At 71.0% G+C, this 23,383-nt stretch carries 28 protein-coding genes; 14 read left to right on the top strand and 14 right to left on the bottom strand.

Annotated features, from left to right (window positions below; all coding sequences use genetic code 11):
• The first annotated feature begins 142 nt into the window (after positions 1 to 142).
• Together ACIOD2_RS33425 and ACIOD2_RS33420 are read left to right on the top strand one after the other, a co-directional pair.
• A complete protein-coding gene (locus ACIOD2_RS33425) occupies positions 143 to 775 on the top strand; it encodes a cyclase (protein ID WP_400547194.1) in 633 nt (210 codons plus the stop codon).
• 54 nt (positions 776 to 829) lie between these two features.
• The gene (locus ACIOD2_RS33420) at positions 830 to 1,342 is read left to right on the top strand and encodes a DUF3291 domain-containing protein (protein ID WP_400547191.1); all 513 of its coding nucleotides are present in this window, start codon (positions 830 to 832) and stop codon (positions 1,340 to 1,342) included.
• A 1-nt stretch (position 1,343) separates the two neighbouring features.
• On the opposite strand, the gene ACIOD2_RS33415 is transcribed toward ACIOD2_RS33420, so the two are convergent.
• Positions 1,344 to 2,624, bottom strand: a complete 1,281-nt coding sequence (locus tag ACIOD2_RS33415; protein ID WP_400547188.1) for an alpha/beta hydrolase family protein — start codon at positions 2,622 to 2,624, stop codon at positions 1,344 to 1,346.
• 87 nt (positions 2,625 to 2,711) lie between these two features.
• Positions 2,712 to 3,290 (bottom strand): ArsR/SmtB family transcription factor, encoded by a 579-nt coding sequence (locus ACIOD2_RS33410; protein WP_400547185.1) that lies wholly within the window; start codon positions 3,288 to 3,290, stop codon positions 2,712 to 2,714.
• 101 nt (positions 3,291 to 3,391) lie between these two features.
• On the opposite strand from ACIOD2_RS33410, the gene ACIOD2_RS33405 reads away from it, so the two are divergent.
• A complete protein-coding gene (locus ACIOD2_RS33405) occupies positions 3,392 to 4,165 on the top strand; it encodes an enoyl-CoA hydratase family protein (protein ID WP_400547182.1) in 774 nt (257 codons plus the stop codon).
• On the opposite strand, the gene ACIOD2_RS33400 is transcribed toward ACIOD2_RS33405, so the two are convergent.
• Positions 4,162 to 5,466 (bottom strand): MFS transporter, encoded by a 1,305-nt coding sequence (locus ACIOD2_RS33400; protein WP_400547179.1) that lies wholly within the window; start codon positions 5,464 to 5,466, stop codon positions 4,162 to 4,164. The genes ACIOD2_RS33405 and ACIOD2_RS33400 overlap by 4 nt on opposite strands.
• 102 nt (positions 5,467 to 5,568) lie before the next feature.
• Between ACIOD2_RS33400 and ACIOD2_RS33395 the strand changes: the two genes are divergently transcribed.
• On the top strand, positions 5,569 to 6,546 hold the full coding sequence (locus ACIOD2_RS33395; RefSeq protein WP_400547176.1) for an Lrp/AsnC family transcriptional regulator: 978 nt from the start codon (positions 5,569 to 5,571) through the stop codon (positions 6,544 to 6,546).
• Here ACIOD2_RS33395 and ACIOD2_RS33390 read toward each other — a convergent pair.
• Genes ACIOD2_RS33390 through ACIOD2_RS33380 form a run of 3 tightly spaced genes read right to left on the bottom strand, consistent with a single transcriptional unit; the run spans position 6,521 to position 7,574 of the window.
• A complete protein-coding gene (locus tag ACIOD2_RS33390; protein WP_400547173.1) occupies positions 6,521 to 6,889 on the bottom strand; it encodes a barstar family protein in 369 nt (122 codons plus the stop codon). The two genes, ACIOD2_RS33395 and ACIOD2_RS33390, sit on opposite strands and share 26 nt — an antisense overlap.
• Positions 6,886 to 7,359 (bottom strand): ribonuclease domain-containing protein, encoded by a 474-nt coding sequence (locus ACIOD2_RS33385; RefSeq protein ID WP_400547170.1) that lies wholly within the window; start codon positions 7,357 to 7,359, stop codon positions 6,886 to 6,888. The genes ACIOD2_RS33390 and ACIOD2_RS33385 overlap by 4 nt, the downstream gene beginning before the upstream one ends.
• Before the next feature lie 11 nt (positions 7,360 to 7,370).
• Positions 7,371 to 7,574 carry a hypothetical protein gene (locus ACIOD2_RS33380; protein ID WP_400547167.1) on the bottom strand — a complete coding sequence of 68 codons (204 nt, stop codon included), beginning with the start codon at positions 7,572 to 7,574 and terminating at the stop codon, positions 7,371 to 7,373.
• A 58-nt stretch (positions 7,575 to 7,632) separates the two neighbouring features.
• On the opposite strand from ACIOD2_RS33380, the gene ACIOD2_RS33375 reads away from it, so the two are divergent.
• From ACIOD2_RS33375 to ACIOD2_RS33365, 3 genes are all read left to right on the top strand, one after another.
• Complete coding sequence (locus ACIOD2_RS33375) at positions 7,633 to 8,598, top strand: zinc-binding alcohol dehydrogenase family protein (RefSeq protein WP_400547164.1); 966 nt, start codon at positions 7,633 to 7,635, stop codon at positions 8,596 to 8,598.
• A gap of 150 nt (positions 8,599 to 8,748) precedes the next feature.
• The gene (locus tag ACIOD2_RS33370) at positions 8,749 to 9,798 is read left to right on the top strand and encodes an alpha/beta fold hydrolase (protein ID WP_400547161.1); all 1,050 of its coding nucleotides are present in this window, start codon (positions 8,749 to 8,751) and stop codon (positions 9,796 to 9,798) included.
• 89 nt (positions 9,799 to 9,887) lie between these two features.
• On the top strand, positions 9,888 to 11,342 hold the full coding sequence (locus tag ACIOD2_RS33365) for an amino acid permease (protein ID WP_400547158.1): 1,455 nt from the start codon (positions 9,888 to 9,890) through the stop codon (positions 11,340 to 11,342).
• On the opposite strand, the gene ACIOD2_RS33360 is transcribed toward ACIOD2_RS33365, so the two are convergent.
• The 3 genes from ACIOD2_RS33360 to ACIOD2_RS33350 all read right to left on the bottom strand — a co-directional run bounded on the left by ACIOD2_RS33360 (position 11,339) and on the right by ACIOD2_RS33350 (position 13,348).
• On the bottom strand, positions 11,339 to 12,388 hold the full coding sequence (locus ACIOD2_RS33360; protein WP_400547155.1) for a nitronate monooxygenase: 1,050 nt from the start codon (positions 12,386 to 12,388) through the stop codon (positions 11,339 to 11,341). The genes ACIOD2_RS33365 and ACIOD2_RS33360 overlap by 4 nt on opposite strands.
• Before the next feature lie 30 nt (positions 12,389 to 12,418).
• Positions 12,419 to 12,775 (bottom strand): nuclear transport factor 2 family protein, encoded by a 357-nt coding sequence (locus tag ACIOD2_RS33355; protein WP_400547152.1) that lies wholly within the window; start codon positions 12,773 to 12,775, stop codon positions 12,419 to 12,421.
• A 63-nt stretch (positions 12,776 to 12,838) separates the two neighbouring features.
• Positions 12,839 to 13,348: a MarR family winged helix-turn-helix transcriptional regulator gene (locus ACIOD2_RS33350; protein ID WP_400547149.1), complete on the bottom strand. Its 510-nt coding sequence runs from the start codon at positions 13,346 to 13,348 to the stop codon at positions 12,839 to 12,841.
• 106 nt (positions 13,349 to 13,454) lie between these two features.
• Between ACIOD2_RS33350 and ACIOD2_RS33345 the strand changes: the two genes are divergently transcribed.
• Together ACIOD2_RS33345 and ACIOD2_RS33340 are read left to right on the top strand one after the other, a co-directional pair.
• Positions 13,455 to 15,230, top strand: coding sequence for a family 20 glycosylhydrolase (locus tag ACIOD2_RS33345; RefSeq protein ID WP_400547146.1), 1,776 nt, complete (start codon positions 13,455 to 13,457; stop codon positions 15,228 to 15,230).
• A 238-nt stretch (positions 15,231 to 15,468) separates the two neighbouring features.
• On the top strand, positions 15,469 to 15,834 hold the full coding sequence (locus ACIOD2_RS33340) for an HIT family protein (RefSeq protein WP_400547143.1): 366 nt from the start codon (positions 15,469 to 15,471) through the stop codon (positions 15,832 to 15,834).
• A 127-nt stretch (positions 15,835 to 15,961) separates the two neighbouring features.
• Here the strand turns inward: ACIOD2_RS33340 and ACIOD2_RS33335 are convergent, their stop codons facing one another.
• Positions 15,962 to 16,507, bottom strand: a complete 546-nt coding sequence (locus ACIOD2_RS33335) for a hypothetical protein (RefSeq protein WP_400547140.1) — start codon at positions 16,505 to 16,507, stop codon at positions 15,962 to 15,964.
• A gap of 95 nt (positions 16,508 to 16,602) precedes the next feature.
• Here ACIOD2_RS33335 and ACIOD2_RS33330 point away from each other — a divergent pair, with 95 nt between their 5' ends.
• Genes ACIOD2_RS33330 through ACIOD2_RS33320 form a run of 3 tightly spaced genes read left to right on the top strand, consistent with a single transcriptional unit; the run spans position 16,603 to position 18,200 of the window.
• On the top strand, positions 16,603 to 17,049 hold the full coding sequence (locus ACIOD2_RS33330; protein WP_400547137.1) for a pyridoxamine 5'-phosphate oxidase: 447 nt from the start codon (positions 16,603 to 16,605) through the stop codon (positions 17,047 to 17,049).
• Between the two features lie 27 nt (positions 17,050 to 17,076).
• Positions 17,077 to 17,658, top strand: a complete 582-nt coding sequence (locus ACIOD2_RS33325; protein WP_400547135.1) for a hypothetical protein — start codon at positions 17,077 to 17,079, stop codon at positions 17,656 to 17,658.
• Between the two features lie 20 nt (positions 17,659 to 17,678).
• Entirely contained in the window at positions 17,679 to 18,200 is a 522-nt protein-coding gene (locus tag ACIOD2_RS33320) for a PH domain-containing protein (RefSeq protein ID WP_400547133.1), read from the top strand.
• Here the strand turns inward: ACIOD2_RS33320 and ACIOD2_RS33315 are convergent.
• Together ACIOD2_RS33315 and lepA are read right to left on the bottom strand one after the other, a co-directional pair.
• Positions 18,180 to 18,749: a Uma2 family endonuclease gene (locus ACIOD2_RS33315; RefSeq protein WP_400547131.1), complete on the bottom strand. Its 570-nt coding sequence runs from the start codon at positions 18,747 to 18,749 to the stop codon at positions 18,180 to 18,182. The two genes, ACIOD2_RS33320 and ACIOD2_RS33315, sit on opposite strands and share 21 nt — an antisense overlap.
• A 132-nt stretch (positions 18,750 to 18,881) precedes the next feature.
• Positions 18,882 to 20,732 (bottom strand): translation elongation factor 4, encoded by a 1,851-nt coding sequence (gene lepA / locus ACIOD2_RS33310; RefSeq protein WP_400547129.1) that lies wholly within the window; start codon positions 20,730 to 20,732, stop codon positions 18,882 to 18,884.
• Positions 20,733 to 20,847: 115 nt separating this feature from the next.
• Between lepA and ACIOD2_RS33305 the strand changes: the two genes are divergently transcribed.
• A complete protein-coding gene (locus ACIOD2_RS33305) occupies positions 20,848 to 21,468 on the top strand; it encodes a class I SAM-dependent methyltransferase (protein ID WP_400547127.1) in 621 nt (206 codons plus the stop codon).
• Here ACIOD2_RS33305 and ACIOD2_RS33300 read toward each other — a convergent pair.
• Positions 21,465 to 21,839: a VOC family protein gene (locus ACIOD2_RS33300; protein ID WP_400547124.1), complete on the bottom strand. Its 375-nt coding sequence runs from the start codon at positions 21,837 to 21,839 to the stop codon at positions 21,465 to 21,467. The two genes, ACIOD2_RS33305 and ACIOD2_RS33300, sit on opposite strands and share 4 nt — an antisense overlap.
• Before the next feature lie 23 nt (positions 21,840 to 21,862).
• Positions 21,863 to 22,744, bottom strand: a complete 882-nt coding sequence (locus ACIOD2_RS33295) for a DMT family transporter (RefSeq protein ID WP_400547121.1) — start codon at positions 22,742 to 22,744, stop codon at positions 21,863 to 21,865.
• 353 nt (positions 22,745 to 23,097) lie between these two features.
• Between ACIOD2_RS33295 and rpsT the strand changes: the two genes are divergently transcribed.
• Positions 23,098 to 23,358 carry a 30S ribosomal protein S20 gene (gene rpsT / locus ACIOD2_RS33290; protein WP_400547118.1) on the top strand — a complete coding sequence of 87 codons (261 nt, stop codon included), beginning with the start codon at positions 23,098 to 23,100 and terminating at the stop codon, positions 23,356 to 23,358.
• Positions 23,359 to 23,383 lie beyond the last annotated feature (25 nt).

Raw genomic sequence — 23,383 nt, 5'->3', positions numbered from 1 at the left:
AGGCGAGTCTTATTCACATTTCTGTTACCCAGCGTGCCTGGGAATGGTAAATCCTTGACGGTCTAGTTAACTTGCCGGTAACTATCTAAGCGCTGCGCAGCTCTCTTTCCTCCCCTCCAAAACCGCAGGTAGGTGGATACAGATGAAAGCGCTTCACTTTTCCCGGCTGGCTGCTCTGACCGCGGCCGCGGCCCTCCCGCTCGCTCTCGCCGTCCCGGCCCAAGCGGCCACCACCACCATCGCCTTCGACTGCCAGGCCGACGCCCCGATCATCGGGCCGCAGCAGGTGTCGCTCAACCAGGACGCCGACGTCACCGCGCCCGCCACCGTCGCGCCCGGCGGCGCCTTCGACGTCGTCATCGACCCGGCGCCGAACGAGGTGCCCGGCGAGGTCAGCGGGAACACCGTCAAGAACATCAACACCTTCGCGCTGAAGTTCCCGATCCCGGCGAACTCGACCTACGTCAGCGCCGACCTGGCCGGCGGCTCGGGCCTCGGTGACACCGCGCCGACGATCGCCGTCTCCGGCGGTGTCGCGACCCTGAGCTTCCCCGGCCCGATCGCCGGCGGCGCCACCTTCGAGCTGCCGACCATCACCGCGCACCTGACCGCGGGCGCGTCCGGCACCATCGAGACGAAGCTGTCGGGCACCAGCTACAGCGACCCCGGCCTGACCTTCAAGGCGGTGGCGGGCACCATCATCGGCGACATCACCGCGCCCACCTCCTGCTTCCCCAACCCCAGCCCGGTCTTCACGACAACGACCATCGGCTGACCACCGCGTGAAACGGCCACCCTGCGGACGGCGAACCGTCCGTAGGGTGGCCGCATGGGGTACGAACTCGCAGAAGTGAACATCAGCCGGATGAAGACACCGCTCGACGACCCGTCCTTCAAGGACTTCGTGGACGGGCTCGAACCCGTCAACGCCCTCGCCGACGCCGCACCGGGTTTCGTGTGGCGCCTGCAGACCGAGGACGGCGACGCGACCTCGATCCACGCTTTCGAATGGGACGTCCGCGGCACGTCCGGGATCCTCATCAACATGTCCGTCTGGACGTCGGTCGACACGCTGGCCGCCTTCGTCTACTCCCCCGGGCACCTGGCGATCATGAAGCGCCGGCGCGAGTGGTTCCACCACGTCAAGGACGTGATGACCGCGCTGTGGTGGGTGCCGGCCGGCTACCGGCCGACCCCCGCCGACGCCGAGGAGAAGATCCGGCACCTGCGTGTCCACGGCCCGACGCCCGAGGTCTTCACGCTGAAGCAGCACTTCCCGGCCCCGGACGCGGCCGTCGTCGAAGCCCGCGAAGGCGACCCCGGCTGGCTCTGCCCGGCCTGAGTCAGGGCAGCAGCAGTCCCCAGTAGAAGGCCCACGGCAGGAAGACGAGACCGGCGGCCACCGGGAGCACCCGGCGGCCGTCCGGTTTCGCCACCGTGAAGCCGAACACCACCACCGTCGCGACGGCCAAGGCCTGCAAGGCCAGCCACGGCAGCGGACGGCCGAGCAGCACCGGCCCGAAGTCCTTCATCCCCGACGCCTGCGCCCAGCCGAGCAGGCCGAGGAACCCGGCGACGGTCACCAGGCCGAGCCCGCCCAGCCAGCGAGCCCGCCGGACCAGCGCGACCACGAACCCGGCGAGCAGCACCAGCAGCACGATTCCCTGTGCCCACACCGACTCCCACCACGCCAGGGGCGCGAGCGGCTCGGACGGCCGCTGGGTGAACGACGGCGTCTCGACGTGCACGCCGCGCCGGTCGGCCAGCCACGCCGCGACGGCCGCGGGGTAGCCGGGCACGACGCGCGGCAGCCGGTCGAACCCGGCGTCGGTGGTCGCGTAGAGATCCGGCCCGCCGCCGGGGACGAACCGGATGGTGTGGTCCGGGTTAGCGCGCAGGGCGTCGGCGAAGATCCGCGAGCTCTCCACCGGCGCGTGGCTGATGTCGAGGTCGCCCCACAACGCCAGCATCGGCTGCTTCAGCCGTTCGAGCACCGGCACCGGGTCGTAGTACGCCTCGGGGAACAGCCCGGCGCCGACGGCGAAGCGGGTGCCCTGCACCGGCAACGTCCGCAGCAGCGAACCCGAGATCCCTTGGTGGCGCAGCACATTGCCCCAGTACCACGACGTCTGGCGGCCGCCGCCGAAGCCGGCCGAGCCCTCGGTGATCACGTAGGAGACGGCCGGCGAGCGCGTGGCGGCCAGCGGGGCGACCCAGCCGCCTTCACTGACGCCCCAGACGCCGACGTCCGCCGGGTCGACCCCCGGCTGGGTGCGCAGCGCGCCGACGGCCGCGACGAGGTCGTCGGCCAGCATCCCGTAGTCGCGGCTGGTCTTCGAGTACCCGATCGTGCGGCGGTCGTAGACCAGGGTGGTGACGCCGAGACTGGTGAACATCTCGGCCTGCACGCGCAGGTCGTCGCGCACCTGCCAGTCCGACCCGCCCTGCAGGACGATCGCGGACTTCGGCGGGCCGGCCGGGCGGAACACCGTGGCGTGCAACGGGATCCCGCCGGCGCCGGTGAAGGTGATGTCGTTCGGTGGCTGGGCGGACGCCGTTCCCGGCGTGACCGCGCCCAGCACGAGGATCGCGGCGGCGAGCCGCGATTTGCCCCAGGGCAGCATGAAGTGTTCTCCTAGCTTCGGGAGATCGTGAGCGGTTTTCCGTTTCCTGGGTGCCGAGTGGCCGCTCGGCACCCAGGGCCTTCCTCGTCAGCCCAGGCCGGCCTCCTTCTCGGCGGCGGGCGCGGGGAACGCGAGCAGCCGGGTCTCGACCCGGCGCGCGTCCGGCGGGGTTTCGCCGTCCGGGCGCTGGTAGCGCTTCAGGAGCGCGAGGTAGGCCTCGAAGAAGTCGGCGAGCTCCTCGAGGTTGACGCGGATGGCGCCGCGCGAGTACGGCACGGCGTCGGCCCATTCGCCCAGCTCCGGCCGTTCCCGCTCGAAGCGTTCGTACAGCTCGGTGTCCCCGGCGAGCCAGAGCCGGTGCAGCTCGCCGATCGCGGCCTTCGCCGGGTCGTCCTGGTCGCCGGCCGGGGGCAGGCGGACGTCGTGCTCGACCGCGCGCCACCAGCGTTCCCGGCCGTGCGCGCGCTCCGGGATCTCCGCCACGAAGCCGTTTTCCGCGAGCACGCGCAGGTTGTAGCTGGTACCGCCGCTGGTGACGCCGAGCTGCTGGGCGAGCGTCGTCGACGTCGCCGGGCCGCCGGCCGTGAGCAGTTCGAGGATCCGCTGGCGCAGCGGGTTCGCGAGGGCCTTCAACGCCTTGAGATCGGCGGTCCGCGGTTCGGGCATACCGCCACCGTAGCCTTGCACGAGTTTTCGTGCACGTATTTTCGTGCAAGTGCCCGGCGCCACAGCGGCCGCGCGGCCCGGGGTGTGTAAAGGTGTCGGTCATGGCTGACGAACTGGTGCACTACGACGTGGTGGGCGGCACCGCCACGATCACCTTGGACTCCCCGCACAACCGCAACGCGCTTTCGGCGCAACTGCGCCGAGAACTGTCCGAATCCCTGGTGAAGGCCGCCGTCGACGACGCCGTCCGCGTGGTCGTGCTGACCCACACCGGGCCGGTGTTCTGCGCGGGGATGGACCTGAAGGAGGCCCGCGGCGCCGGTGCGGGCGACCAGGGCGTCAACGAGTTCCCGAAGATCCTCGAGCAGCTGTGGAGCAGCCCCAAACCGGTCGTCGCGCGGCTGGCCGGGCCCGCGCGGGCCGGCGGCATCGGCATGGTCGCCGCGTGCGACATCGCGGTGGCGGTGCCGGAGGCGACGTTCGCCTTCTCCGAGGTGCGCATCGGCGTCGTCCCGGCGGTCATCTCGCTGACCGTGCTGCCGCGCCTCAACGCGCGCGCCGCGCACGAGCTGTTCCTCACCGGCGACACGTTCGACGCACGCCGCGCGGTCGAGATCGGCCTGCTCAACTCCGCCGTCCCGGCCGAGGAACTGGACGGCGAGGTCGCCCGGTTCGTCAAGGCACTGGCCCAGGGCGGCCCGAACGCGCTGGCCGCGACGAAGGCGCTGCTGAGCCGTCCCCGCCCGGCGACGCCGTCGGACGGCTTCGACGACATGCTCGGCCTGTCGGCCAAGTTCTTCGCGAGCGAGGAAGGCCAGGAGGGCATCCTGGCCTTCGCCCAGAAGCGCAAGCCGAACTGGGTCCCGCAGGACTAGGTGGTGACGCGGGCCTGCTTGCGCGGCACGAGCGCGAGCAGGCCCGTCACCCCGCCGCACCCCGCGGCCACGACGTACACCGGCGCCAATCCCCCGGCCTGGTAAGCGATCCCGAGTACGGCGACCCCGAGCGTCTGGCCGAACTGGCGGGTCGTCGTCAGGATCCCGGCGGCCATCCCCGCCCGCCCCGGCGGTGCGGCCGCCACGATCGCCGCGCCCGTCGCGGGCCCGGCGATCCCGACGCCGATCCCCGTCACGGCGAGCCCGGCAGGCACCGCGAGACCCAGCTGGAGCAGGCAGCCCGCCGCCCCCAGCAGCACGCCGGCGCCCAGCAGCACCCGTGGCGGGAACCGGTGCAGGACGCGACCGGCGAGCGTCGAAGTCAGGAACGACGCCACGGCCAGCGGCGCCAGTTCGAGCCCGGCGGCCACCGGCCCGAGCGCACGACCGGTCTGCAGCCACAGGGACACGTAGACCAGCGCGGCGAACGTGAGCGTCGAGGCCGCCGCGCACGCCACCAGCGTCGTGAACCCGCCGTCACGGAACAACCGCAGGTCCAGCAGCGGTTCCGGGCGCCTCTCGACGAAGCCGAACGCGGCGAACGCGACCACCGAGACGACCAGGGCCCCCACCGTGACCGGCGACGTCCACCGGCCCTCGCCGCCGAGCGTCAGCCCGTGCACCAGGCTCGCCGCGCCGAGCGCGAACCACGCCGCGCCCGCGAGGTCGAACCGTCCGCGCCGCGCCGGGGTGTCCCGCCCGAGCGCGAAGACCGTGAACACGGCCGTCAGCACCACGAGCGGGACGTTGACGAAGAAGATCGCCGACCAGCCGAAGTACTCGGTGAGCACACCGCCGGCCAGCGGGCCCACGGCCGCACCGAGCCCGTTGACCGCGAAGAACACGCTGATCGCGGTCCCCCGCTCACGGCCGTCGTAGTGCGCGACGAGCAGCGCGAACCCGGTCACGGCCAGCGCCGCACCGCCGATCGCCTGCACCCCGCGGGCGGCGATCAGCATCCCGATGTCCGGGGAGAACCCGCAGGCCAAGGAGGCCAGCCCGAACACCACCAGCCCGGCCAGGAACGTCCGCCGCGGGCCCCAGCGGTCGGCCAGCGAGCCCGCCGCGAGCATGAGCACGGTCAGGACCAGCGTGTAGACGTCCGGCACCCACTGCAGCTGCCCCACCGACGCCGACAGATCGGCGCCGATCCGGGGCAGCGCGACCGTCACGACGGTGGTGTCCAGCAGGAACAGGAACGAGCCCGCACAGACGGCGATCAACGGCAGCCACTTGCGCATCGAAACTCCCTTCGGTTGCCCCGAAGAGTGCGGTCGCGGCGTCGATCACCACCAGGAAAGTCGATAAATCCGCCGGATACCGTCAGGCACTAGCCTCGACGCATGGAAACCGTCACGCTCGACGACGTCGACCGCGGGCTGGCCCACGCCCTGCAGGTCGACGGCCGCGCGCCGATGCGCACCCTCGGCGAGGTGCTCGGGGTGTCGGAGAACACCGTCGCCCGGCGCTACCGGCGGCTGCGGGAGGCCGGCGTCCTGCGCGTCACCGGCGCGGTCACGGGTGGCGAAATCGGCTACACGACGTGGACTCTGCGGCTGCGCACGACACCGGACGCCGGGGCAGCCGTCGCGGACGCGCTCGCCGATCGCGCCGACGTGTCGTGGGTGCACCTGCTCTCGGGCGGCACGGAGATCTCCTGCACGGTGCACGCCCCGGGCTCGGCCGGGCGCGACGACCTGCTGCTGCACAAGCTGCCGCGGGCGAGCCGCGTCACCGCCGTCTCCGCGCACGAACTGCTGCACACCTTCGCCCTGCCGGACGGCTGGAGCGGGCTGCACTGCCTGACGCCCGAGCAGGTCGCGCGGCTGCGACCGCCGCCGCCGGACGGCACCGGCGTCCGGCCGGAACCGGAAGACCAGGCGCTGTTCGACGCACTCGCCGCCGACGGCCGGGCGAGCTACACCGCGCTGGCCGCGGCCACCGGCTGGTCGGACTCGACCGTCCGGCGCCGGATGGAGGTGCTGCGGCGGCACGGCACGCTGACCTACCAGCTCGACGTCTCCCCGGCCCGCCTCGGCTTCCGGTCGGAGACGCGGCTCTGGCTGGCCGTCTCGCCCGCGCGGCTGGCCGAGGCGGGCGAGACGCTGGCGAGCCACCCCGAGACGTCGTTCGCCGTCGCCACCACGGGCACGACGAACCTCACGGCGATGGTGAACTGCCGGGACGGGCGCGACCTGTACCGCTACCTCACCGATCGCGTCGCGGGGATCCGCGGGGTCCGGACGCTCGAAAGCGCGTCGGTGATCCGGACGGTCAAACGGGCCGGGACGCCGCTCAGGCGTCCGGCAGCACGACCGTGAGCCGCCACGAGCCGGCGCTCGGGCCGCTCGGCCCGAGCGCGCGCTGCGCGTCCGAGAGCACGCTGCGGATCGCCAGGTAGGTCTTGGGTTCGGCCTTGCGCAGCGCCTCCGAGCCCGGCCAGATCAGCACGTGCTCGCCCGGCGGCAGCCACGACAGGTCGGTCAGGCAGTCGTAGAGCGCGTCGAGGTTGTGGCCGAAGTAGTCCGGAAAGGACAGTGCCGCGGCGAACGCGCTCAGCGTGCCGTCCTTGTCCACGGTCGGCTGCGAGTTCACCAGGTGCGGGTACGCGCCGCGGGCGAAAGCCTCTTCGGCGGCGTCCTTCGCCTGCTCCCCGGCGGTCATCGGACCGGGTCCACGACGACGAACGACGCGTAGTGGTCGCCAGTGTAGAACAGCTCGTGCGCCTGGCCGGAGATCAGCCGCCGCGCGCCGCGGTCGGCGCTGCCCGGCGTCTTCACGGTGTACTCGTGGTAGTAGCCGGATTGCTTGCGGGGCAAGCGCTTCTCCCGGTTCTCGAACACGACGTCGTCGTTGCGGGGGTAGGGGTACGGGCCGCCCGCCTCGATCAGCTTCCACGTGTCGGCCACCTGCGGCGGCAGCGTGAACAGTCCCTTGACCGGCAGGCCGGAGTCCGTGCCCGGCAGGGCCGAGCCGCCCTTGGCGGGCGCGGCGGACCCGGCGCTCGTGGTGGGTGCGGTCGAGGAGTTCGAAGAGTTCGAGGAGCCGCCGAGGTTGTCCTTGACCAGCCAGCCCCCCAGCACCAGCACGAGGAGCCCGATCAGCGCGGCGGTGATCCGCCTTCGGTTGAACATGGTTCGCGACCCTATGCCGACCCGTCGGACCGGTCGTCGTCACGCCCCGGAGTGAGCCGCTTGGCGAAGAGCCCGACGAGCTTGTCGAGGACCCAGGCGGCGGCCAGGCACAGCGGCACGACGACCACCATCACCAGCACGAACTGGACCGGGAACCACGCCTGGGCGAGCCACAGCTCGACCCCGTCCCACCAGTCGGCAAGCCCGTTGAACACGGTGTGAGCCTACGCGCGCTCTGCTGCCCCCGCGTCTCAGGGGCGGTACGTTCTGGGCATGTTCGCCGTCTACGCGCAGGAACCCAACGCCGAAAGCCCCTTGGACTCGCTCGTCGTCGGCGAGCGTCCCGAACCCGACGTGCCGGACGGCTGGGTCCGCGTCCACGTCAAGGCCGCGAGCCTCAACATGCACGACCTCTGGACCCTGCGGGGGGTCGGGATCAAGCCAGACCAGTTCCCGATGATCCTCGGCTGCGACGGCGCCGGCACCCTCGACGACGGCTCCGAGGTCGTCGTCCACTCGGTGATCAACGCGCCGGGCTGGCAGGGTGACGACACCCTCGACCCGAAGCGCACGCTGCTCACCGAGAAGCACCAGGGCACCTTCGCCGACCAGGTCGTCGTGCCGGCCCGCAACGTCGTCCCGAAGCCGGCCGGGCTGAACTTCGCCGAGGCGGCCACGATGGGCACGGCCTGGCTGACCGCCTACCGGATGCTGTTCGTGAAGTCCGGGCTGCGGCCGGGGCAGACGATGCTCGTGCAGGGTGCCTCCGGCGGCGTCGCGACGGCGCTGGTGCAGCTCGGCCGCGCGGCCGGGTTCCGCGTCTGGGTCACCGGCCGGAGCGAGGAGAAGCGTGCGCTGGCCACGAGTCTCGGCGCGCACCAGGCGTTCGAGTCGGGCGCGCGGCTGCCCGAGCGGGTCGACGCGGTGTTCGAGACCGTCGGGAAGGCGACCTGGTCGCACTCGGTGAAGTCGCTCAAGCCGGGCGGGATCATCGTGGTGTCCGGCTCGACCAGCGGCCCGGACGCGAACGCGGAGCTGCAGCGGGTCTTCTTCCTGCAGCTGCGGGTCTCCGGATCGACCATGGGCACCCGTGACGAGCTCGCCGATCTGCTCGCGTACCTCGACCTGACCGGCGTACGACCGCAGATCGGCGCGGAACTTCCGTTCACCGAGGCGGCCAAGGGCTTCCAGGCGATGCTCGACGGAGACACCGCCGGGAAGATCGTCTTCACCCGCTGACCGCCGTGACCTGGGCGGATGCGCCCGCAGCCCGCCCAGGTCACCGCTTGTACCGGCTAGTTCGTGAATTGTCAACGGACTCTTATCGAGATCTGGTCGTTAGCACCAAAGTTCCACCGGAACTCCACTGTGGCCAGCTAATCTGTAGTCATGACCGCGACGAAGCGGCCCGCTCCGGCTGTACCGGGCGGCCGGCCCAGCAGCGACTCGGACCCCGTCCGGGTCTCCTTCCGGCGCTACGCCGGAGTCCGCACCCGCGTCCTCGAGGTCGGCGATCCCGTCCAGGACCCGGAGCAGTCCGCCTCGCGACGCTCGTTGCGCCGCCGGGCCGCCGCACCGCACGTGCGGCCGTCCGCGCCGAGACTGGTGCTGCTGCACGGTTACTGCGACAGCGCCGACACCTGGCGCCCCGCCCTGGAGCAGCTCGCGGCCGCCGGGATCCCGGCGATCGCCGTCGACCTCCCCGGATTCGGCGATGCCCAGCCACTGCGGCCCGGCCCGATGCTGCCGCAGCTCGACGCGTTCACCACCGCCGTCGTGCGCGAGCAGGCCGTGCTCGGCTCGGTCGTGCTGGCCGGGAACTCCCTGGGCGGCACCATGAGCCTGCGTGCCGCCCAGAACAGCCGACTGCCGATCTCGGGTGTCGTCTCGATCGCCGCGCCCGGCTTCGTCGACTCGTGGCTGATCCGCACGATGGCGCGCTACCCGCTGCCGCTGCGGCTGTACTCGTCGCTGCCGGTCCCGGTGCCGGGTTTCCTGGTGCGCAAGGTCGCCGAGCAGCTCGTCCCGCGGCTCCTCTACGCCAACGCGGCCTCGGCCGACGCGAGCCAGGTGCAGCGCTTCACCGCGCTCTTCCCCGACTACCGCGCCACCAAGAGCCGCCTGGAGCAGGCCCGGCAGCTCGTCGCCGAACTGGCCGACGCCTACCGGCTCGACTCGGTGAAGGTGCCGCTGCTGGTCGTCGCGTGCGGCAAGGACAAGCTCGTCACCGCGGCGTCGGGGCGGCAGCTGCACACGCTGGTGCCGCACAGCAGGCTGCTGGTCCGCGAGGACTGGGGGCACTGCCCGCAGCTGGACGACCCCGAGGAGATCGCCGAGCTGCTCACCTACTTCGCCGCGAGCGCGGTCCGGACCACGCAGGCGAAGCGCGCCGCGGCGAGCGCCGCCGACGGCGTGGCCGAGGACACCGCGGCGGGCTGAGCGCTCGCGCTGTAGCCCGGCGGGGTTGGCGGTAGGTTCCCCCGTTGGGCCCGTGATCCGGGCCGTTCACCGACGTTCGGGAGACGATGATGTCCGCTCCAGGAGGCCTGGGCAGCAGCTCCGGCATCTTCCGGCGCAAGCCGATCGACCAGATCCCCGACACCTCCGAAGCCGCGGGCCTGAAACGCACCCTGGGCCTGTGGCAGCTGACCGCCATCGGCATCGGCGGCATCATCGGCGCGGGGATCTTCGCCCTCGCCGGCAGCGTCGCGCACGGCGACGACTCGGCGGGCATCCCCGGCGTCGGCCCGGCCGTGCTGATCTCGTTCCTCATCGCCGGCGTCGCCAGCGCCGCGGCGGCGTTCTCCTACGCCGAGTTCGCCGGCCTGATCCCGAAGGCTGGCTCGGCCTACACCTACGGTTACGCGGTGCTCGGTGAGGTCGTCGGCTGGTTCATCGGCTGGGACCTGCTGCTGGAGTACACCGCGATCGTGTCGGTGGTGGCGATCGGCATCTCCGGCTACTTCAGCTTCCTGCTCGGCCAGCTCGGGCTCGACCTGCCGGCGTGGATGCTGGGCGCGCCCGGCACCGGGCCCGGCCACAAGGTCGACCTGTTCGCCGCGCTGCTGTGCCTGCTGATCGCGTACCTGCTCAACCGCGGCATCCGCAGCGCCGCCCGGTTCGAGACGGTGATGGTCGGGATCAAGGTCCTGATCGTGCTGGTCGTCATCCTGGTGGGCTTCTTCTACGTCAAGACCGGCAACTACACGCCGTTCGCCCCGGCCGGCTTCGGCGGCGCGGTCACCGGCGCCGCGACGGTGTTCTTCGCCGTGTTCGGTTATGACGCCATGAGCACCGCCGCGGAAGAGTCGAAGGACGCGCAGCGGCACATGCCGAAGGCGATCATCTACTCACTGGCCATCTCGATGGTGCTCTACGTGCTGGCCTGCCTGGTGCTGACCGGCATGCAGAAGTACACCGAGATCGACCCGAAGAGCGGCTTCTCCACGGCGTTCAAGTCGGTCGGCCTCGACGGCCTGGCCACGGTGATCGCGATCGGCGCGATCATCGGCATCCTGACGGTGCTGTTCACGTTCCTGATGGGCGCCACCCGTGTCGGCTACTCGATGAGCCGCGACGGCCTGCTCCCGCCGTGGTTCGGCAAGACGCACCCGAAGACCCAGGTGCCGAGCCGGATGACCTGGATCCTCGGCGGCGCGTCCGCGGTCATCGCCGGCGTGCTGCCGATCGGTGAGGCCGCCGAGCTGACGAACATCGGCATCCTGCTCGCGTTCGTCGTGGTCTGCGTCGCGGTGATCGTGCTGCACTACAAGCGGCCGGACCTCAAGCGCACGTTCAAGACGCCCGGCATGCCGGTGGTCCCCGCGATCGGCGTCGTGTTCTCGATCTGGCTGATCACGTTCCTGCAGCCGGCGACCTGGATCCGGTTCGCCGTGTGGTTCCTCATCGGCATGATCATCTACTTCGCCTACAGCAAGCGGCATTCCCTGATGAACCGCGGCGATTCCGCGCCGCGGGACTAGCGGATCCGGTCGAGGCGTGCGGCGGCTTCGCGCGCCTCGGCCTTCAGCCGTTCGACGATCACGGCGGCCGAAGCGTCGTAGGCGAGCGGGTAGGTCTGGCCGGCCCAGAGCGAGATCGCTTCCGGGTCACCGGCTTCGGCCGACGCCTTGCGCACCGGCCCGGCCATCCGGTTGATCTGCGGGTACGCGGCGGGCGCGCCGTCGGACAGCTCGTCCATGAACCGGTTGACCAGCCCGCGCGCCGGGCGTCCGCTGAAGGCGCGGGTGAACGCCGTCTCGCGGTCGGCGAGGACCAGGGCCTTGCGGTGCGCCTCGGAGGTGCCCGCCTCGTCCGCGCGCAGGAAGACCGTGCCCAGCTGGGCGGCCACCGCGCCGGCGACGAGCACGGCCGCGACGTCGCCGCCGTGGACCAGGCCCCCGGCCGCGATCAGCGGCACGTCCACGCGCGCGGCAACCAGGCGCAGCAGCGCGAGGACGCCGTACTCCGCGCCGCCGCCGGGCCGGCCGGCGTCGTCAGTGAACAGCGACCGGTGCCCACCCGCCTCGAAACCTTGCAGGACGAGCGCGTCAGCGCCGAGATCGGCCGCGCGTGCGGCCGCTTCCGGCGTGGTGACGGTGACGAGCACCTTGCTGCCGGCCTCGTGCAGCCGGACGACGTCCGACGGCGAAGGCGACCCGAAGGTGAACGACACCACGGGGACGCGCTTCTCGAGCACGACGTCCAGCTTCGCGGGGTACGCGTCGTCGTCCCACTTCGCTTCGCCGAGCTCGACGTCGTATTCGCGGGCGACGGCGAGCATTCGCTCGCGGTAGGCCGTCAGATCGGCGCCGGTGTCGGGCTGCGGGACGAAGAGGTTGACACCGAAGGCACCGGTGGTCAGCTCGGCGGTCCGGTCGATCTGCGCCGCCAGGACCGCGGGGGTGAGCATGCCGGCCGAGAGGAAGCCGAAGGCGCCGGCCTCGGTCACCGCGGCGACCAGCTCGGGAGTGGTCGGGCCACCGGCCATCGGCGCGGCGATCACCGGGAACGTCAGCTCGTCGAACATGCCTCCGAGCCTAATCGCCCCAGTCGTGTCTCAGTTCGGCAGCAGCATGGTGTAGAGCTTCTTGATGCGCCCGTCCTCGACGAGGGCGACGTCGATCCCCCGCACCACCGGCGGCGCGCCTTCCGGGCCGAAAGCCCAGGCCAGGTGCCCCAGGTCGTGGTTGACCAGCACCGGACCGGCCACGGCGAACACGAACCCCGGCGACTGGTCCAGCAGGCCCTTGGCCTTGGCGTCCAGTTCGCCGTGCCCGGTCGCCACCCCTTCGGGGTCGGCGAACGTGACGTCGGCCGCGTAGGTCGCGGCGATCGCCTGGGCGCGCCGCTCGTCGTCACGTTCGTTGAACACCTGCAGCAGGTTGGCTTCCATCAGCTCGGCCACCGTCGCCATTGCGCACCCCTTTTTCTCGAGCGGATCGAGCGCCACATTACGTGAAACATCACGCAATCGGGATCAGGGGTGGTCCGCCGGCCGGGGCAGGCTGCCGCGCTCGACGAGCGCGTCGAAGACCCGCTCGAGCGAGGTCGCCAGCCGCGCCATCTCACCGGGCTCGAGTGCGTCCAGGAAAGCCTCGCGCACGAACTCCACGTGGTCCGGCGTGGCCTGGCGCAGCGTCTCCCAGCCGGCCTCGGAGAGCACCACGTCGACGGCCCGGCGATCGTCCGGGTTGGCGCCGGTTTCCACCAGCTCGCGCTCGCGCATCCGCTTCAGGTGGTGCGAAAGCCGGCTGCGCTCCCAGCCGATGCGGATCGCGAGGTCGGTGACCCGCATCCGGCCGCCGGGCTCGCTCGTCAGGGCGACCAGCACGTGGTAGTCGGCAAGGGAGATGCCGCTGTCCTCCCGCAGCTGCCGGTTCAGCTCGTACTCCAGGCGGAGGTGCACCTTCATGTACGCGTACCAGACGGCCGTCTCGCCGCCGGAAAGCAGCGCGAACGGCGATCCCGGCTCGAAGTCCCGCGGCACGGCGCGAGCTTAACCACCCACTTTGGTCTAGACCATCGTCGGCAGAAATGCGACGATCCGGGCAGGCACGACGGTGATGTCGCGCCCTTCCCGCCAGGAGGACCCGGTGAAGACATCCCGTACGCGGCGCCTCGGCCGCGCTCTCGCCGTATTGGCCCTGGTCGGGGCCACCACGACGGCCGCCCAGCTCACCCCGGTCGCCACGGCGGCCACCCCCGCGCTGCAGTCGATCGTGCCTGTGCCGGTGTCGGTGACCCCGGCGGCCGGGATCACCTTCCCGCTGGTCGCGACGACGAAGATCGTCACCGAAGCCGGCTCGTCGCCGACCAAGGACGTCGGTGACTACCTGGGCGGTGTCCTGCGCCGGTCGACCGGCTACGCGCTGCCGGTGTCCGACGCCCCGGCGTCCGTGCCCGCCGGCAGCATCGCGCTGCTGCTCAACGGCGCGCCGTCCAGCGTCGGGGCCCAGGGCTACCAGCTGGTGTCGACGGCGTCATCGGTCACCGTGCGGGCGCAAACGGCGGACGGGCTCTTCGCCGGCGTCCAGACGTTGCGGCAGATGCTGCCGGGCAGCATCGAGAGCGCGTCGGCGCAGCCAGGGCCGTGGAGCGTCCCGGGCGCGACGATCGTGGACTACCCGCGGTTCGGCTACCGCGGCGCGATGCTCGACGTCGCCCGGCACTTCCACCCCGTGTCGACGGTGAAGCGGTACATCGACCAGCTGGCCCAGTACAAGATCAACAACCTGCACCTGCACCTGGCCGACGACCAGGGCTGGCGCATCCAGATCGACAGCTGGCCGCGGCTGACGACGTACGGCGGCAGCACGCAGGTCGGCGGCGGCGCGGGCGGCTACTACACGAAGGCGCAGTACACGGAGATCGTGAACTACGCGCTCTCGCGGCACATCACGGTCATCCCGGAGATCGACATGCCGGGGCACGTGAACGCGGCGCAGGCGTCGTACGCGGAGCTGAACTGCAACGGCGTCGCGCCGGCGCTGCGGACGGACACGGCGGTCGGCTACAGCTCGCTGTGCATCTCGAAGGACGTCACGTACACGTTCATCGCGGACGTCCTGCGCGAGCTGGCGGCCCTGACCCCGGGCCCATACCTGCACATCGGCGGCGACGAGGCGTCCTCGACGTCGGCGGCGGACTACGTGACGTTCGTGAACAAGGTCCTCCCCCTGGTGGCGGCCACGGGCAAGACGGCGATCGGCTGGCACGACATCGCGAAGGCGGTGTTGCCGGCGTCGGCGTCCCCGCAGTTCTGGGGAACCTCCACGTCGGACGCGGGGGTGTCGGCGGCGGTTTCCCGTGGCAGCAAGGTGATCCTGTCGCCGGCGAACAAGGCGTACCTGGACATGAAGTACAACAGCTCGTCCCCGATCGGCCTGTCGTGGGCGGGTTACATCGAGGTCCAGGACGCGTACAACTGGAACCCGGGCGCCTACCTGTCGGGCGTCGGCGAGTCCGCGGTCCGCGGCGTGGAATCCCCGCTGTGGGCGGAAACGGTGGTCACCCCGGCGGACATCGACTACCTGGCGTTCCCCCGCTTGGCGGCGCACGCGGAGCTGGGCTGGTCCCCGTGGTCAACGCACGACTGGACGGCGTTCCGCACCCGCCTGGGCGCCCAGGCACCGCGCTGGGTGGCCCAGTCGATCACCTTCTACCGCTCGTCGCAGGTCGCGTGGGACAGCGCGGACTCCGGCAACCCGGGCACGTGCACGGCCCCGGCGTGGACCGCGTCGCAGGCGTATACAGGCAGCACCGCGGTCTCCCACAACGGCCACAAGTGGACGGCCAAGTGGTGGACCCAGGGCGAGGAGCCGGGAACAACCGGCCAGTGGGGAGTGTGGACCGACAACGGCCCCTGCTGAGCCACCCCACCCGAGCGCGAACTCCCCCCGCCCTTCCCTGGGGGGCGTCCCCAGGTCCAGTTTATCGGCGGTCACCGACAGGACCGGCCGGAGCGCGGTCCGCGGGCGGAGTTGTCCACATTCGGCTCTGCCTGTGGATCGCGGCGATTCCGGTGGGCGCAGCTAGTCTGCGGTCATGCCGGAGCCGTGTCCGATCTGTGCCAAACACCGGGGTGAGGGGCCGCTCGCGTGTCCGGAGGTGTGGTCCGACGAGCAGGTCGTCGTCACTCATCAGGCCGCACGTGATCTGCTCGGTTATCTCTTCGTCGAGCCTCGGCGGCACGTCGCGAGTCTCGACGAGCTCACCGAGGGCGAGGCGCTCACGATCGCTCGCACGGTCTGGGTCGCCGCGCGGGCGCTGCGGGCCGAGCTCGATGTGGAGTCCGTGCACACCTTCGTCGCCGGGCGAGCGGCGGCCAAGGTCCACTTCCACCAGCACGTGTTCGTCCGGCACCGGGGCACGCCGCCCGAGCGTGGCTGGCTGGACGTCGACTGGCCAGGTGCACCGCACGGCGATCCGGCCGCGCTGTGCGGCCGGCTGAGGACGCACTTCAGCCGGCCATGATCGTCGCGGCGAGGGGCGCGCAACGGCCCGGACACGTTGTGCAGGGCGCTTGAGCCCCCTCCAGCCAGCCATTCTCGTCGCGCGGTGTGGTCCGGCTGCCTTGTGCGGGCGCCTGAGGCCTTGCTTCTCACCCGGCCATGATCGTCGCGGCCAAGGCGATCCGGTGGTCCTTGGTCCACGGTGGACCGAGCGCCGCCCGGGGGCCGTACAGGACCTCGTCGGCCCGCGAGCCCAGGACGGCCGCCGCCTGGTGTTCCACGTCCTTGGCCTCGTACAGGTGGACCGCCCAGCCGCGGACCTCGGCCAGTTCGGCCAGGACCTGGCGGTACATCACCGAGTCGGCGCGGGCCTCGTACGGCACCCGGCGCTGGGTGGCGAGGTCGGCCGGGAAGTCCGGTGGCCAGGCCCTCAGCGACATCGACACGATCGGTTCGGGCAGCGCGGCGGCGAGCCGGTCCAGCTCGGCCGACGCCGCCCGGGCCGCCGACGCGCGCACCTTCGCCACCAGGGCCGCCGCGGCGTTGTCGTCGAGGTCCTTGCCGTCGTGGTGGATCGGGGCCGCCGCCACCCCGGGCTCGACCAGCTCGATCCGCCGTCGGTCCGCCACCCGGTGGTCGGCCGTCGCCGTCACTGCCACTGCCCACCCGAAGTGGTGCGCGATGCCGAGCCGCATGGACCGAGGTTTCCCCGGCCACTGCGGACAGTCAAGGCCGCACTCCACCCGGTGAAACCGGAACACCGGACGCGGCTACCGGGTTAGCTTGGGGCATGAGCGTTGATCTCGAGCAGGTTCGCACGCTGTCCTTGCAGGAAAACGGCCTCGCCACCATCTCCACGACGCGCGCGGACGGCACCGTCCACTCCTCCGTGGTCAACGCCGGGGTGTTCGAGAACCCGGTGACCGGTGCACCCGGCGTCGCCTTCGTCGCGATGGGCAAGGCGCACAAGCTCGCGCTGCTGCGCCGGGCCGGGCACGCCACCGTGACGTTCCGGCGCGGCTGGAACTGGCACTCCGTCACCGGCGCCACCCACCTGATCGGCCCGGACGACCCGGACCCGGCCTTCGACGCCGCCGGGCTGCCGAAGCTGCTTCGCGACGTCTTCATCGCCGCCACCGGCACCCACGACGACTGGGACGAGTACGACCGCGTGATGGCCGACGAACGGCGGGTTGCCGTGTTCGTGACGGCGGACCGGATAATCGGCAACCGCTGAACCCCGTCCAGCGCAGGAGCCGTCCCGTTGTCCGAGTCCCCGCCCCGCCTCACCATCCCGGCGAAGGTCCTCATCGGCCTGCTCGTCGTCATCGACGCGGGCTTCGGTGCGGCTCTCGCCCTCGGACTGGTGCGCGGCCTGTCCATCTGGCTGACCGCCGGCGCCTACGCGGCGACGGTGCTCCTCGCGGTGCTCGTCTACCGGGTCTCCCGGGCCCGCGTGCTCAAGCGGGGTTTCGAGGGGCTGCGCGACCTCACCCTCGGCGACGAGGGCATCCGCCTGCCCGCGGGCACGATGAGCACCCGGCTCGTGCCGTGGGCGGAGATCGCCGACGTCACCGCCCGCCGCTCGGCCCGCTTCGGCGACGGCTACCTGCGCGACGCGATCTGGCTCGACCTGGTCACCGGCGAGGGCGTCGAGAGCTCGGTGCAGTGCTTCACGCCGCGCAAGCGCCTCGAGCCGGCACCGGCCCGAAGACGGCAGTTCGAGCAGACCGCGATCCTCGATCCCGCCCTGTTCGACGCCGTGATCGACCGCCTCCGCCGCGAGCTGCGCCACCGCAGGCTGCACGCCGACACCCGCGGCGAACCCCGCCTCCGGCGCCGCTGACGCTCAGGCATACTTCCGCCATGAGCGAATGGCAGCGCATCTCACCTCCCGAGGCGCACCGGCATCTCGCGAAGCGCAACGCCGTCGTCCTCGGCGCCATCGGACTCGCCCTGATCTGGGTGTCCTACTCCCTGGGTCACGTCCCTCAGGCCATCTTCCTCCTCGTTTTCATCGCCGTCGCCGGCGTCGTGATGGCACTTAACGCCCTCTCGGGGATCCAGGCAGGCCCGGCCGGGCTTCGCCTCCGGCGGCTCCTGACCGTCCGTGAGCTGCCGTGGTCCGAAGTCGCCGACGTCACGACCGCGCCCGCGCAGCACCTCGGCGCCGACACGTCGTACACCGCGCTCTGGATCGTCACCGCCGCCGACGAGCGGATCCAGACCCAGGTGGTGCGCTATGACCACCCGTCGCAGGGCGAGCGGGTGAGCACCCGCCGCTGGCTCAAGCTCGGACCGGCCGAGTTCGCCGGCGTGGTCGAAGAGCTGCGCGACGCGGTGCGCCAGGCCCAGGAGCAGCCGGGCTCAGCCGAGCCGGCCCAGTAGCTCCCGCGGCACGATCCGCACCGGGAACGGCCACTCGGCTTCGAAGACCTCGTCACCCGCGGCCTTGGCCACCTGCTGGTAGTTCCCGTCCACGTCCAGCTCGAACACCGTCAGCGCCGGCTCGACCGGGTCGATCACCCAGAAGCTGTGCGTGCCGAGCCGCTCGTGGATCGCTTTCTTGAGGTTCCAGTCGTAGATCGCCGTGCTGGGCGACAGCACCTCGACGGCCAGCAGCGGAGGCGCCGGGAGATCCTTCTCGGTGAAGTCCTCGTCCCGGCCGACCAGGACGTCCGGCTGCAGTTCGATCTTGTCGCCCGAGTGCACCGCGAACGGGCCGAGAACCACGTCGAACCGAGGCGGACACTCGGCTTCGAGGACCCTCCACAGTCTCGCGACGATCGACTGGTGTCGTCTTCCCGGCGCGGGGCTCACGACGAGCACCCCGTCGATGAGTTCGTATCTTCGCCCGTCACCCGGCATCCCCTCGAGGTCCTGCACCGTCAGGGGACCCGAATCGGCGGGATGCTCGATTTCTGCCATGACCGTCATGGTGCTCTCCTTTCACTCTTCGCACCAGAGCGAACCAGACAGCACCGACGGAAACCGCGTCGAACGCGGGTTCGACGCCGGTATTCACTCGAAGGCGTGAATACCGGCGCCGGCGTCACATCAGCGGAACACTTACTTCTTGTTCTTGCCGGAGTCCTCAGTGGACAGTGCGGCGACGAAAGCCTCTTGCGGGACCTCGACCCGGCCGACGGTCTTCATCCGCTTCTTGCCTTCCTTCTGCTTTTCCAGCAGCTTGCGCTTACGCGAGATGTCACCGCCGTAGCACTTCGCCAGAACGTCCTTGCGGATCGCGCGAATCGTTTCGCGCGCGATGATCCGGGCACCGATGGCCGCCTGGATGGGCACCTCGAAGTTCTGCCGCGGGATCAGTTCGCGCAGCCGGTTCACCATGCGGTTGCCGTAGGCGTAGGCGTCGTCCTTGTGCACGATCGCGGAGAACGCGTCCACACCTTCGCCCTGCAGCAGGATGTCCACCTTGACCAGATCCGCGGCCTGCGTGCCGGCCTCTTCGTAGTCCAGCGACGCGTAACCGCGCGTACGCGACTTCAGCGTGTCGAAGAAATCGAAGATGATCTCGCCCAGGGGCAGGTTGTACCGCAGCTCGACCCGGTCCTCGGACAGGTAGTCCATGCCGAGCAGCTGGCCGCGCTTGTTCTGGCACAGCTCCATGATCGTGCCGATGAACTCCGACGGCGCCAGGATGCTGACCTTGCTGAGCGGCTCCAGCACCTTGTCGATCTTGCTGCCGGTCGGCCAGTCCGACGGGTTGGTGACGTGGATTTCCTTGCCGTCGTCCAGCACCACGTCGTAGACGACGTTCGGCGCCGTGGAGATCAGGTCGAGGCCGAACTCGCGCTCGAGCCGGTCGCGCGTGATCTCCAGGTGCAGCAGGCCGAGGAAGCCGCAGCGGAAGCCGAAGCCCAGCGCCACCGACGTTTCCGGCTCGTAGTCGAGCGCGGCGTCGTTCAGCTGGAGCTTGTCCAGCGCCTCGCGCAGCTCGGGGTAGTCGGACCCGTCCACCGGATACAGCCCGGAGTAGACCATCGGCTTCGGCTCGCGGTAGCCGGCCAGCGCGTCCTTGGCGCCGTGGCGTTCGGACGTCACGGTGTCGCCGACCTTGGACTGGCGGACGTCCTTCACGCCGGTGATCAGGTAGCCGACCTCGCCGACGCCGAGTCCCTTGCTGGCCTTCGGTTCCGGCGAGATGATGCCGACTTCCAGCAGCTCGTGGGTGGCGCCGGTGGACATCATCTTGATGCGCTCGCGCGGGGTGATCTTGCCGTCGACCACCCGGATGTAGGTGACGACGCCGCGGTAGGTGTCGTACACCGAGTCGAAGATCATCGCGCGGGCCGGCGCGTCCGCGTCGCCCTGCGGCGCCGGGACCATCTTCACGACCTCGTCGAGCAGCGCGCCGACGCCCATGCCGGTCTTGGCCGAGACCCGCAGCACGTCCTCGGGCTCGCAGCCGATGATGTGGGCCAGCTCACCCGCGTACTTGTCGGGGTCGGCCGAGGGCAGGTCGATCTTGTTGAGCACCGGGATGATCTGGAGGTTGTTCTCCAGCGCCAGGTAGAGGTTGGCCAGGGTCTGGGCCTCGATCCCCTGCGCGGCGTCGACGAGCAGGACCGCACCTTCGCACGCCTCAAGAGCCCGGGAGACCTCGTAGGTGAAGTCGACGTGGCCCGGGGTGTCGATCATGTGCAGGACGTGGTCCTTGCCGTCGACCTGCCAGGGCAGGCGGACGTTCTGGGCCTTGATCGTGATCCCGCGCTCGCGCTCGATGTCCATCCGGTCGAGGTACTGCGCGCGCATGGCCCGCTCTTCCACGACGCCGGTGAGCTGCAGCATGCGGTCGGCCAGGGTGGACTTGCCGTGGTCGATGTGCGCGATGATGCAGAAGTTCCGGATGAGCTCCGGAGGCGTGAAGGTGGTGTCGGCGAACTTGTTGAGCGCTGTCACTCGAATGAGTCCTCGGAAAGTCGGGGATGGCCACGTCTATGCTCCCATGGCGCTCCGGGTGCGGGTGGGGGTCATCCCCGATGCGAGCCCACGTGATCCGTGGTGCCCTCGAAGTATGAGCACTTCGCACCAGCCGGCACCACCTCCCCAGCCGGATCCGGACGGTTTCAGCCGTGTCCTCGACCGTGCCTTCGGTCACCCTTCGGGCGTGCTCGGCCGCCTCGGCGGCTGGGTCATGGCCCGCGGCAACTCCGCCACCGAACACCGCGTCGTCGACCTGGCGAAACTCGAGCCGGACGAGACCGTCCTGGTCGTCGGGCCCGGCCCCGGCGTCGGCCTGCACGCCGCCGCCCTGCTGGCCGGGCGCACGATCGGCGTCGACCCCTCCCCCGAGATGCTGGCCCTGTGCCACGAGCGCTGCGGCGACCGGGCCGAGCTGCGAGAGGGGTCCGCGGCGGGCACCGGCGAGCCCGACGGGTCCGTGGACGTCGTCCTGACCGTGAACAACGTCATGCTCTGGGACGACCGCGCGGCCGGCTTCGCCGAGCTGTTCCGCGTCCTGCGCCCCGGCGGGCGGCTGCTGCTGTCCGCCCACGAGAAGTGGCTGCCCGTGAGCAGGCACGTCCTGGCCGACGAAGCCGCCGAAGCGGGCTTCGCCGACCTGCAGACGTGGACCTGGGAACCGCCCGGCTTCGCCGCGCTCGCCGCGCAGCTGCGCGCCGTCAAGCCCGCTTAGCGGGTGTCCGTGCGGATCGGGTGCCCCTCCGGGACCTCGACCAGCACGATGCGCGTGCCGTCCGGATCGGCGATCCAGGCCTCGTCGAGGCCCCAGGGTTCGCGCTGGGCGTCCCGCACCGGCGTCAGGCCGCTCGCCTTCAGCTCGGCCAGCGTGCCGGCCAGGTCCCGCACCTGCAGCCAGAGCACCAGATCGGGTGACGCGCCCGCCTCGCCCCGGCCGGAGACCTCCACCGAGCCGTGGCCGAGGAAGAACACGGTGCCGCCGGGGAACTCACGCTCCACGGCCAGGCCGAGGGTGTCGCGGTAGAACGCGGTCGTCGCCTCGACGTCCCGCGGGCGGATCAGCAGCCTGCTCTTCAGGACTTCCATCCGACCATCCCTACCCGAGGTGCTCAGGCCGCCGCAATCGCGGCGATGCCGGACAGCACGATGACCGACCCGGCCAGCCGCCGCACGGCGTCCCGCTCGCCCAGCACCAGCCACGCGGCGAGGCCGCCGAGCACGATGCTCAGCTCCCGGGCGGGCGCGACCAGGCTGACCGGCGCCATCGTCAGCGCGAACAGCACGAGGATGTAGGCGATCGGCGACAGCAGCCCGACGATCAGCACCTCGCGGCGCTGGTCGCGCCAGAGCCGCGTCACCTCGGCACGGCCGGACCGCGCGCTCGGCAGCAGCAGAGCGCTCTGGATGAGCGTGCCGAGGCCGAGGTAGACGATCGGCGGCATGCCGATACCGGTCACCGAGTGCGCGTCCCAGAGCGTGTAGCCGGCGATGACGGCCCCGGTCAGGACGCCGTAGAAGATCCCGGCTCGCCGGGCCTTGGCGGCGGCCGGGTCGTGGGCGGCGGCGCCCCGGCGGCCGGTGCTGATCACGAGCACCCCGGTGATCACCAGGAACGCGCCCAGCAGGCCGAGCCAGCCGGGCCGTTCGCCGAGCACCAGGACGGCGGCCAGCACCGACAGCAGCGGCCCGGTGCCCCGCGCGACGGGGTAGACGACGGAGAGGTCGCCGACGCGGTAGCCGCGCTGCAGCACGATGCCGTACGCGACGTGCAGCACCGACGTGCCCGCCGCGGCCAGCAGCCAGCTCCACTGTGGACGCTGCGGTTCGACGACCAGCAGCACGGCCGTCACCGGCAGCAGGGCGACGGCGGAAACCGTGTAGTAGAGCCAGACGAACTGGGTGCCGCCGGACTGGATCCGCTTGGCGGCGAGGTTCCACGCGGCGTGCACGACGGCCGCGACGACGACGAAGGACAGAGCGGTGGTGTTCACAGGACCCCTTACGGGTTTTCACGCGCGCGAAAACCCGGGTCCTCCAGGCTTTTGTCCCGTCAGATGAACGGCAGGCCTTCCGGACCCGCCGATGGTGCCGCTCGGACCAGACCCACCGGTTCCTGGTTGTCCTGCTGGCTGGGGCGGACCGGTGACGGAACCCTAGGCACTACCGCCGTCCACCGTACCCCCGGTGATCCGCGCCTCGCCGGACGCGGTCGCGGGCGGTCCGAGCTGGGCTGTTAAGGTTGACGCTCGTTGCCGTGCGGCATTCCGTCATGGAGGAAACCCGCTTTTCGCGGGGCCACTCGAGCGCGGCGGCGGATCTCACCGAGTGAAAGCAGGAGCGCCTCATGGCCAACATCAAGTCGCAGATCAAGCGCATCACCACGAACGAGAAGGCGCGTCAGCGCAACCAGGCGATCCGGTCCTCGGTGAAGACCGCGATCCGCAAGGTCCGCGAAGCCGCTGACTCCGGTGACAAGGCCAAGGCCGTCGAGCTGCAGCGCGACGCCGCCCAGAAGCTGGACAAGGCCGTCTCGAAGGGCGTCCTCCACGCCAACCAGGCCGCCAACAAGAAGTCGGCGATCGCGAAGCGCGTCAACTCGCTCTGAGCTGACCGACTGATTTCTGGAGAAG

The sequence above is a fragment of the Amycolatopsis sp. NPDC088138 genome (assembly GCF_044741685.1).
Lineage (GTDB): Bacteria > Actinomycetota > Actinomycetes > Mycobacteriales > Pseudonocardiaceae > Amycolatopsis.
The sequence above is the reverse complement of the archived record's forward strand: the minus strand, read 5'-3'. Positions and strand labels throughout refer to the sequence as shown.

Coding starts and splice junctions, on each gene's coding strand:
- ACIOD2_RS33370 (WP_400547161.1), top strand. CDS start 8,749: ATGACCGCGACGAAGCGGCCCGCTCCGGCTGTACCGGGCGGCCGGCCC.
- ACIOD2_RS33410 (WP_400547185.1), bottom strand. CDS start 3,290: ATGCCCGAACCGCGGACCGCCGATCTCAAGGCGTTGAAGGCCCTCGCG.
- ACIOD2_RS33305 (WP_400547127.1), top strand. CDS start 20,848: ATGAGCACTTCGCACCAGCCGGCACCACCTCCCCAGCCGGATCCGGAC.
- ACIOD2_RS33330 (WP_400547137.1), top strand. CDS start 16,603: ATGAGCGTTGATCTCGAGCAGGTTCGCACGCTGTCCTTGCAGGAAAAC.
- rpsT (WP_400547118.1), top strand. CDS start 23,098: ATGGCCAACATCAAGTCGCAGATCAAGCGCATCACCACGAACGAGAAG.
- ACIOD2_RS33320 (WP_400547133.1), top strand. CDS start 17,679: ATGAGCGAATGGCAGCGCATCTCACCTCCCGAGGCGCACCGGCATCTC.
- ACIOD2_RS33365 (WP_400547158.1), top strand. CDS start 9,888: ATGTCCGCTCCAGGAGGCCTGGGCAGCAGCTCCGGCATCTTCCGGCGC.
- ACIOD2_RS33400 (WP_400547179.1), bottom strand. CDS start 5,466: ATGCGCAAGTGGCTGCCGTTGATCGCCGTCTGTGCGGGCTCGTTCCTG.
- ACIOD2_RS33385 (WP_400547170.1), bottom strand. CDS start 7,359: ATGTTCAACCGAAGGCGGATCACCGCCGCGCTGATCGGGCTCCTCGTG.
- ACIOD2_RS33390 (WP_400547173.1), bottom strand. CDS start 6,889: ATGACCGCCGGGGAGCAGGCGAAGGACGCCGCCGAAGAGGCTTTCGCC.
- ACIOD2_RS33375 (WP_400547164.1), top strand. CDS start 7,633: ATGTTCGCCGTCTACGCGCAGGAACCCAACGCCGAAAGCCCCTTGGAC.
- ACIOD2_RS33355 (WP_400547152.1), bottom strand. CDS start 12,775: ATGGCGACGGTGGCCGAGCTGATGGAAGCCAACCTGCTGCAGGTGTTC.
- ACIOD2_RS33335 (WP_400547140.1), bottom strand. CDS start 16,507: ATGCGGCTCGGCATCGCGCACCACTTCGGGTGGGCAGTGGCAGTGACG.
- ACIOD2_RS33315 (WP_400547131.1), bottom strand. CDS start 18,749: ATGACGGTCATGGCAGAAATCGAGCATCCCGCCGATTCGGGTCCCCTG.
- ACIOD2_RS33415 (WP_400547188.1), bottom strand. CDS start 2,624: ATGCTGCCCTGGGGCAAATCGCGGCTCGCCGCCGCGATCCTCGTGCTG.
- ACIOD2_RS33300 (WP_400547124.1), bottom strand. CDS start 21,839: ATGGAAGTCCTGAAGAGCAGGCTGCTGATCCGCCCGCGGGACGTCGAG.
- ACIOD2_RS33420 (WP_400547191.1), top strand. CDS start 830: ATGGGGTACGAACTCGCAGAAGTGAACATCAGCCGGATGAAGACACCG.
- ACIOD2_RS33425 (WP_400547194.1), top strand. CDS start 143: ATGAAAGCGCTTCACTTTTCCCGGCTGGCTGCTCTGACCGCGGCCGCG.
- ACIOD2_RS33395 (WP_400547176.1), top strand. CDS start 5,569: ATGGAAACCGTCACGCTCGACGACGTCGACCGCGGGCTGGCCCACGCC.
- ACIOD2_RS33405 (WP_400547182.1), top strand. CDS start 3,392: ATGGCTGACGAACTGGTGCACTACGACGTGGTGGGCGGCACCGCCACG.
- ACIOD2_RS33360 (WP_400547155.1), bottom strand. CDS start 12,388: ATGTTCGACGAGCTGACGTTCCCGGTGATCGCCGCGCCGATGGCCGGT.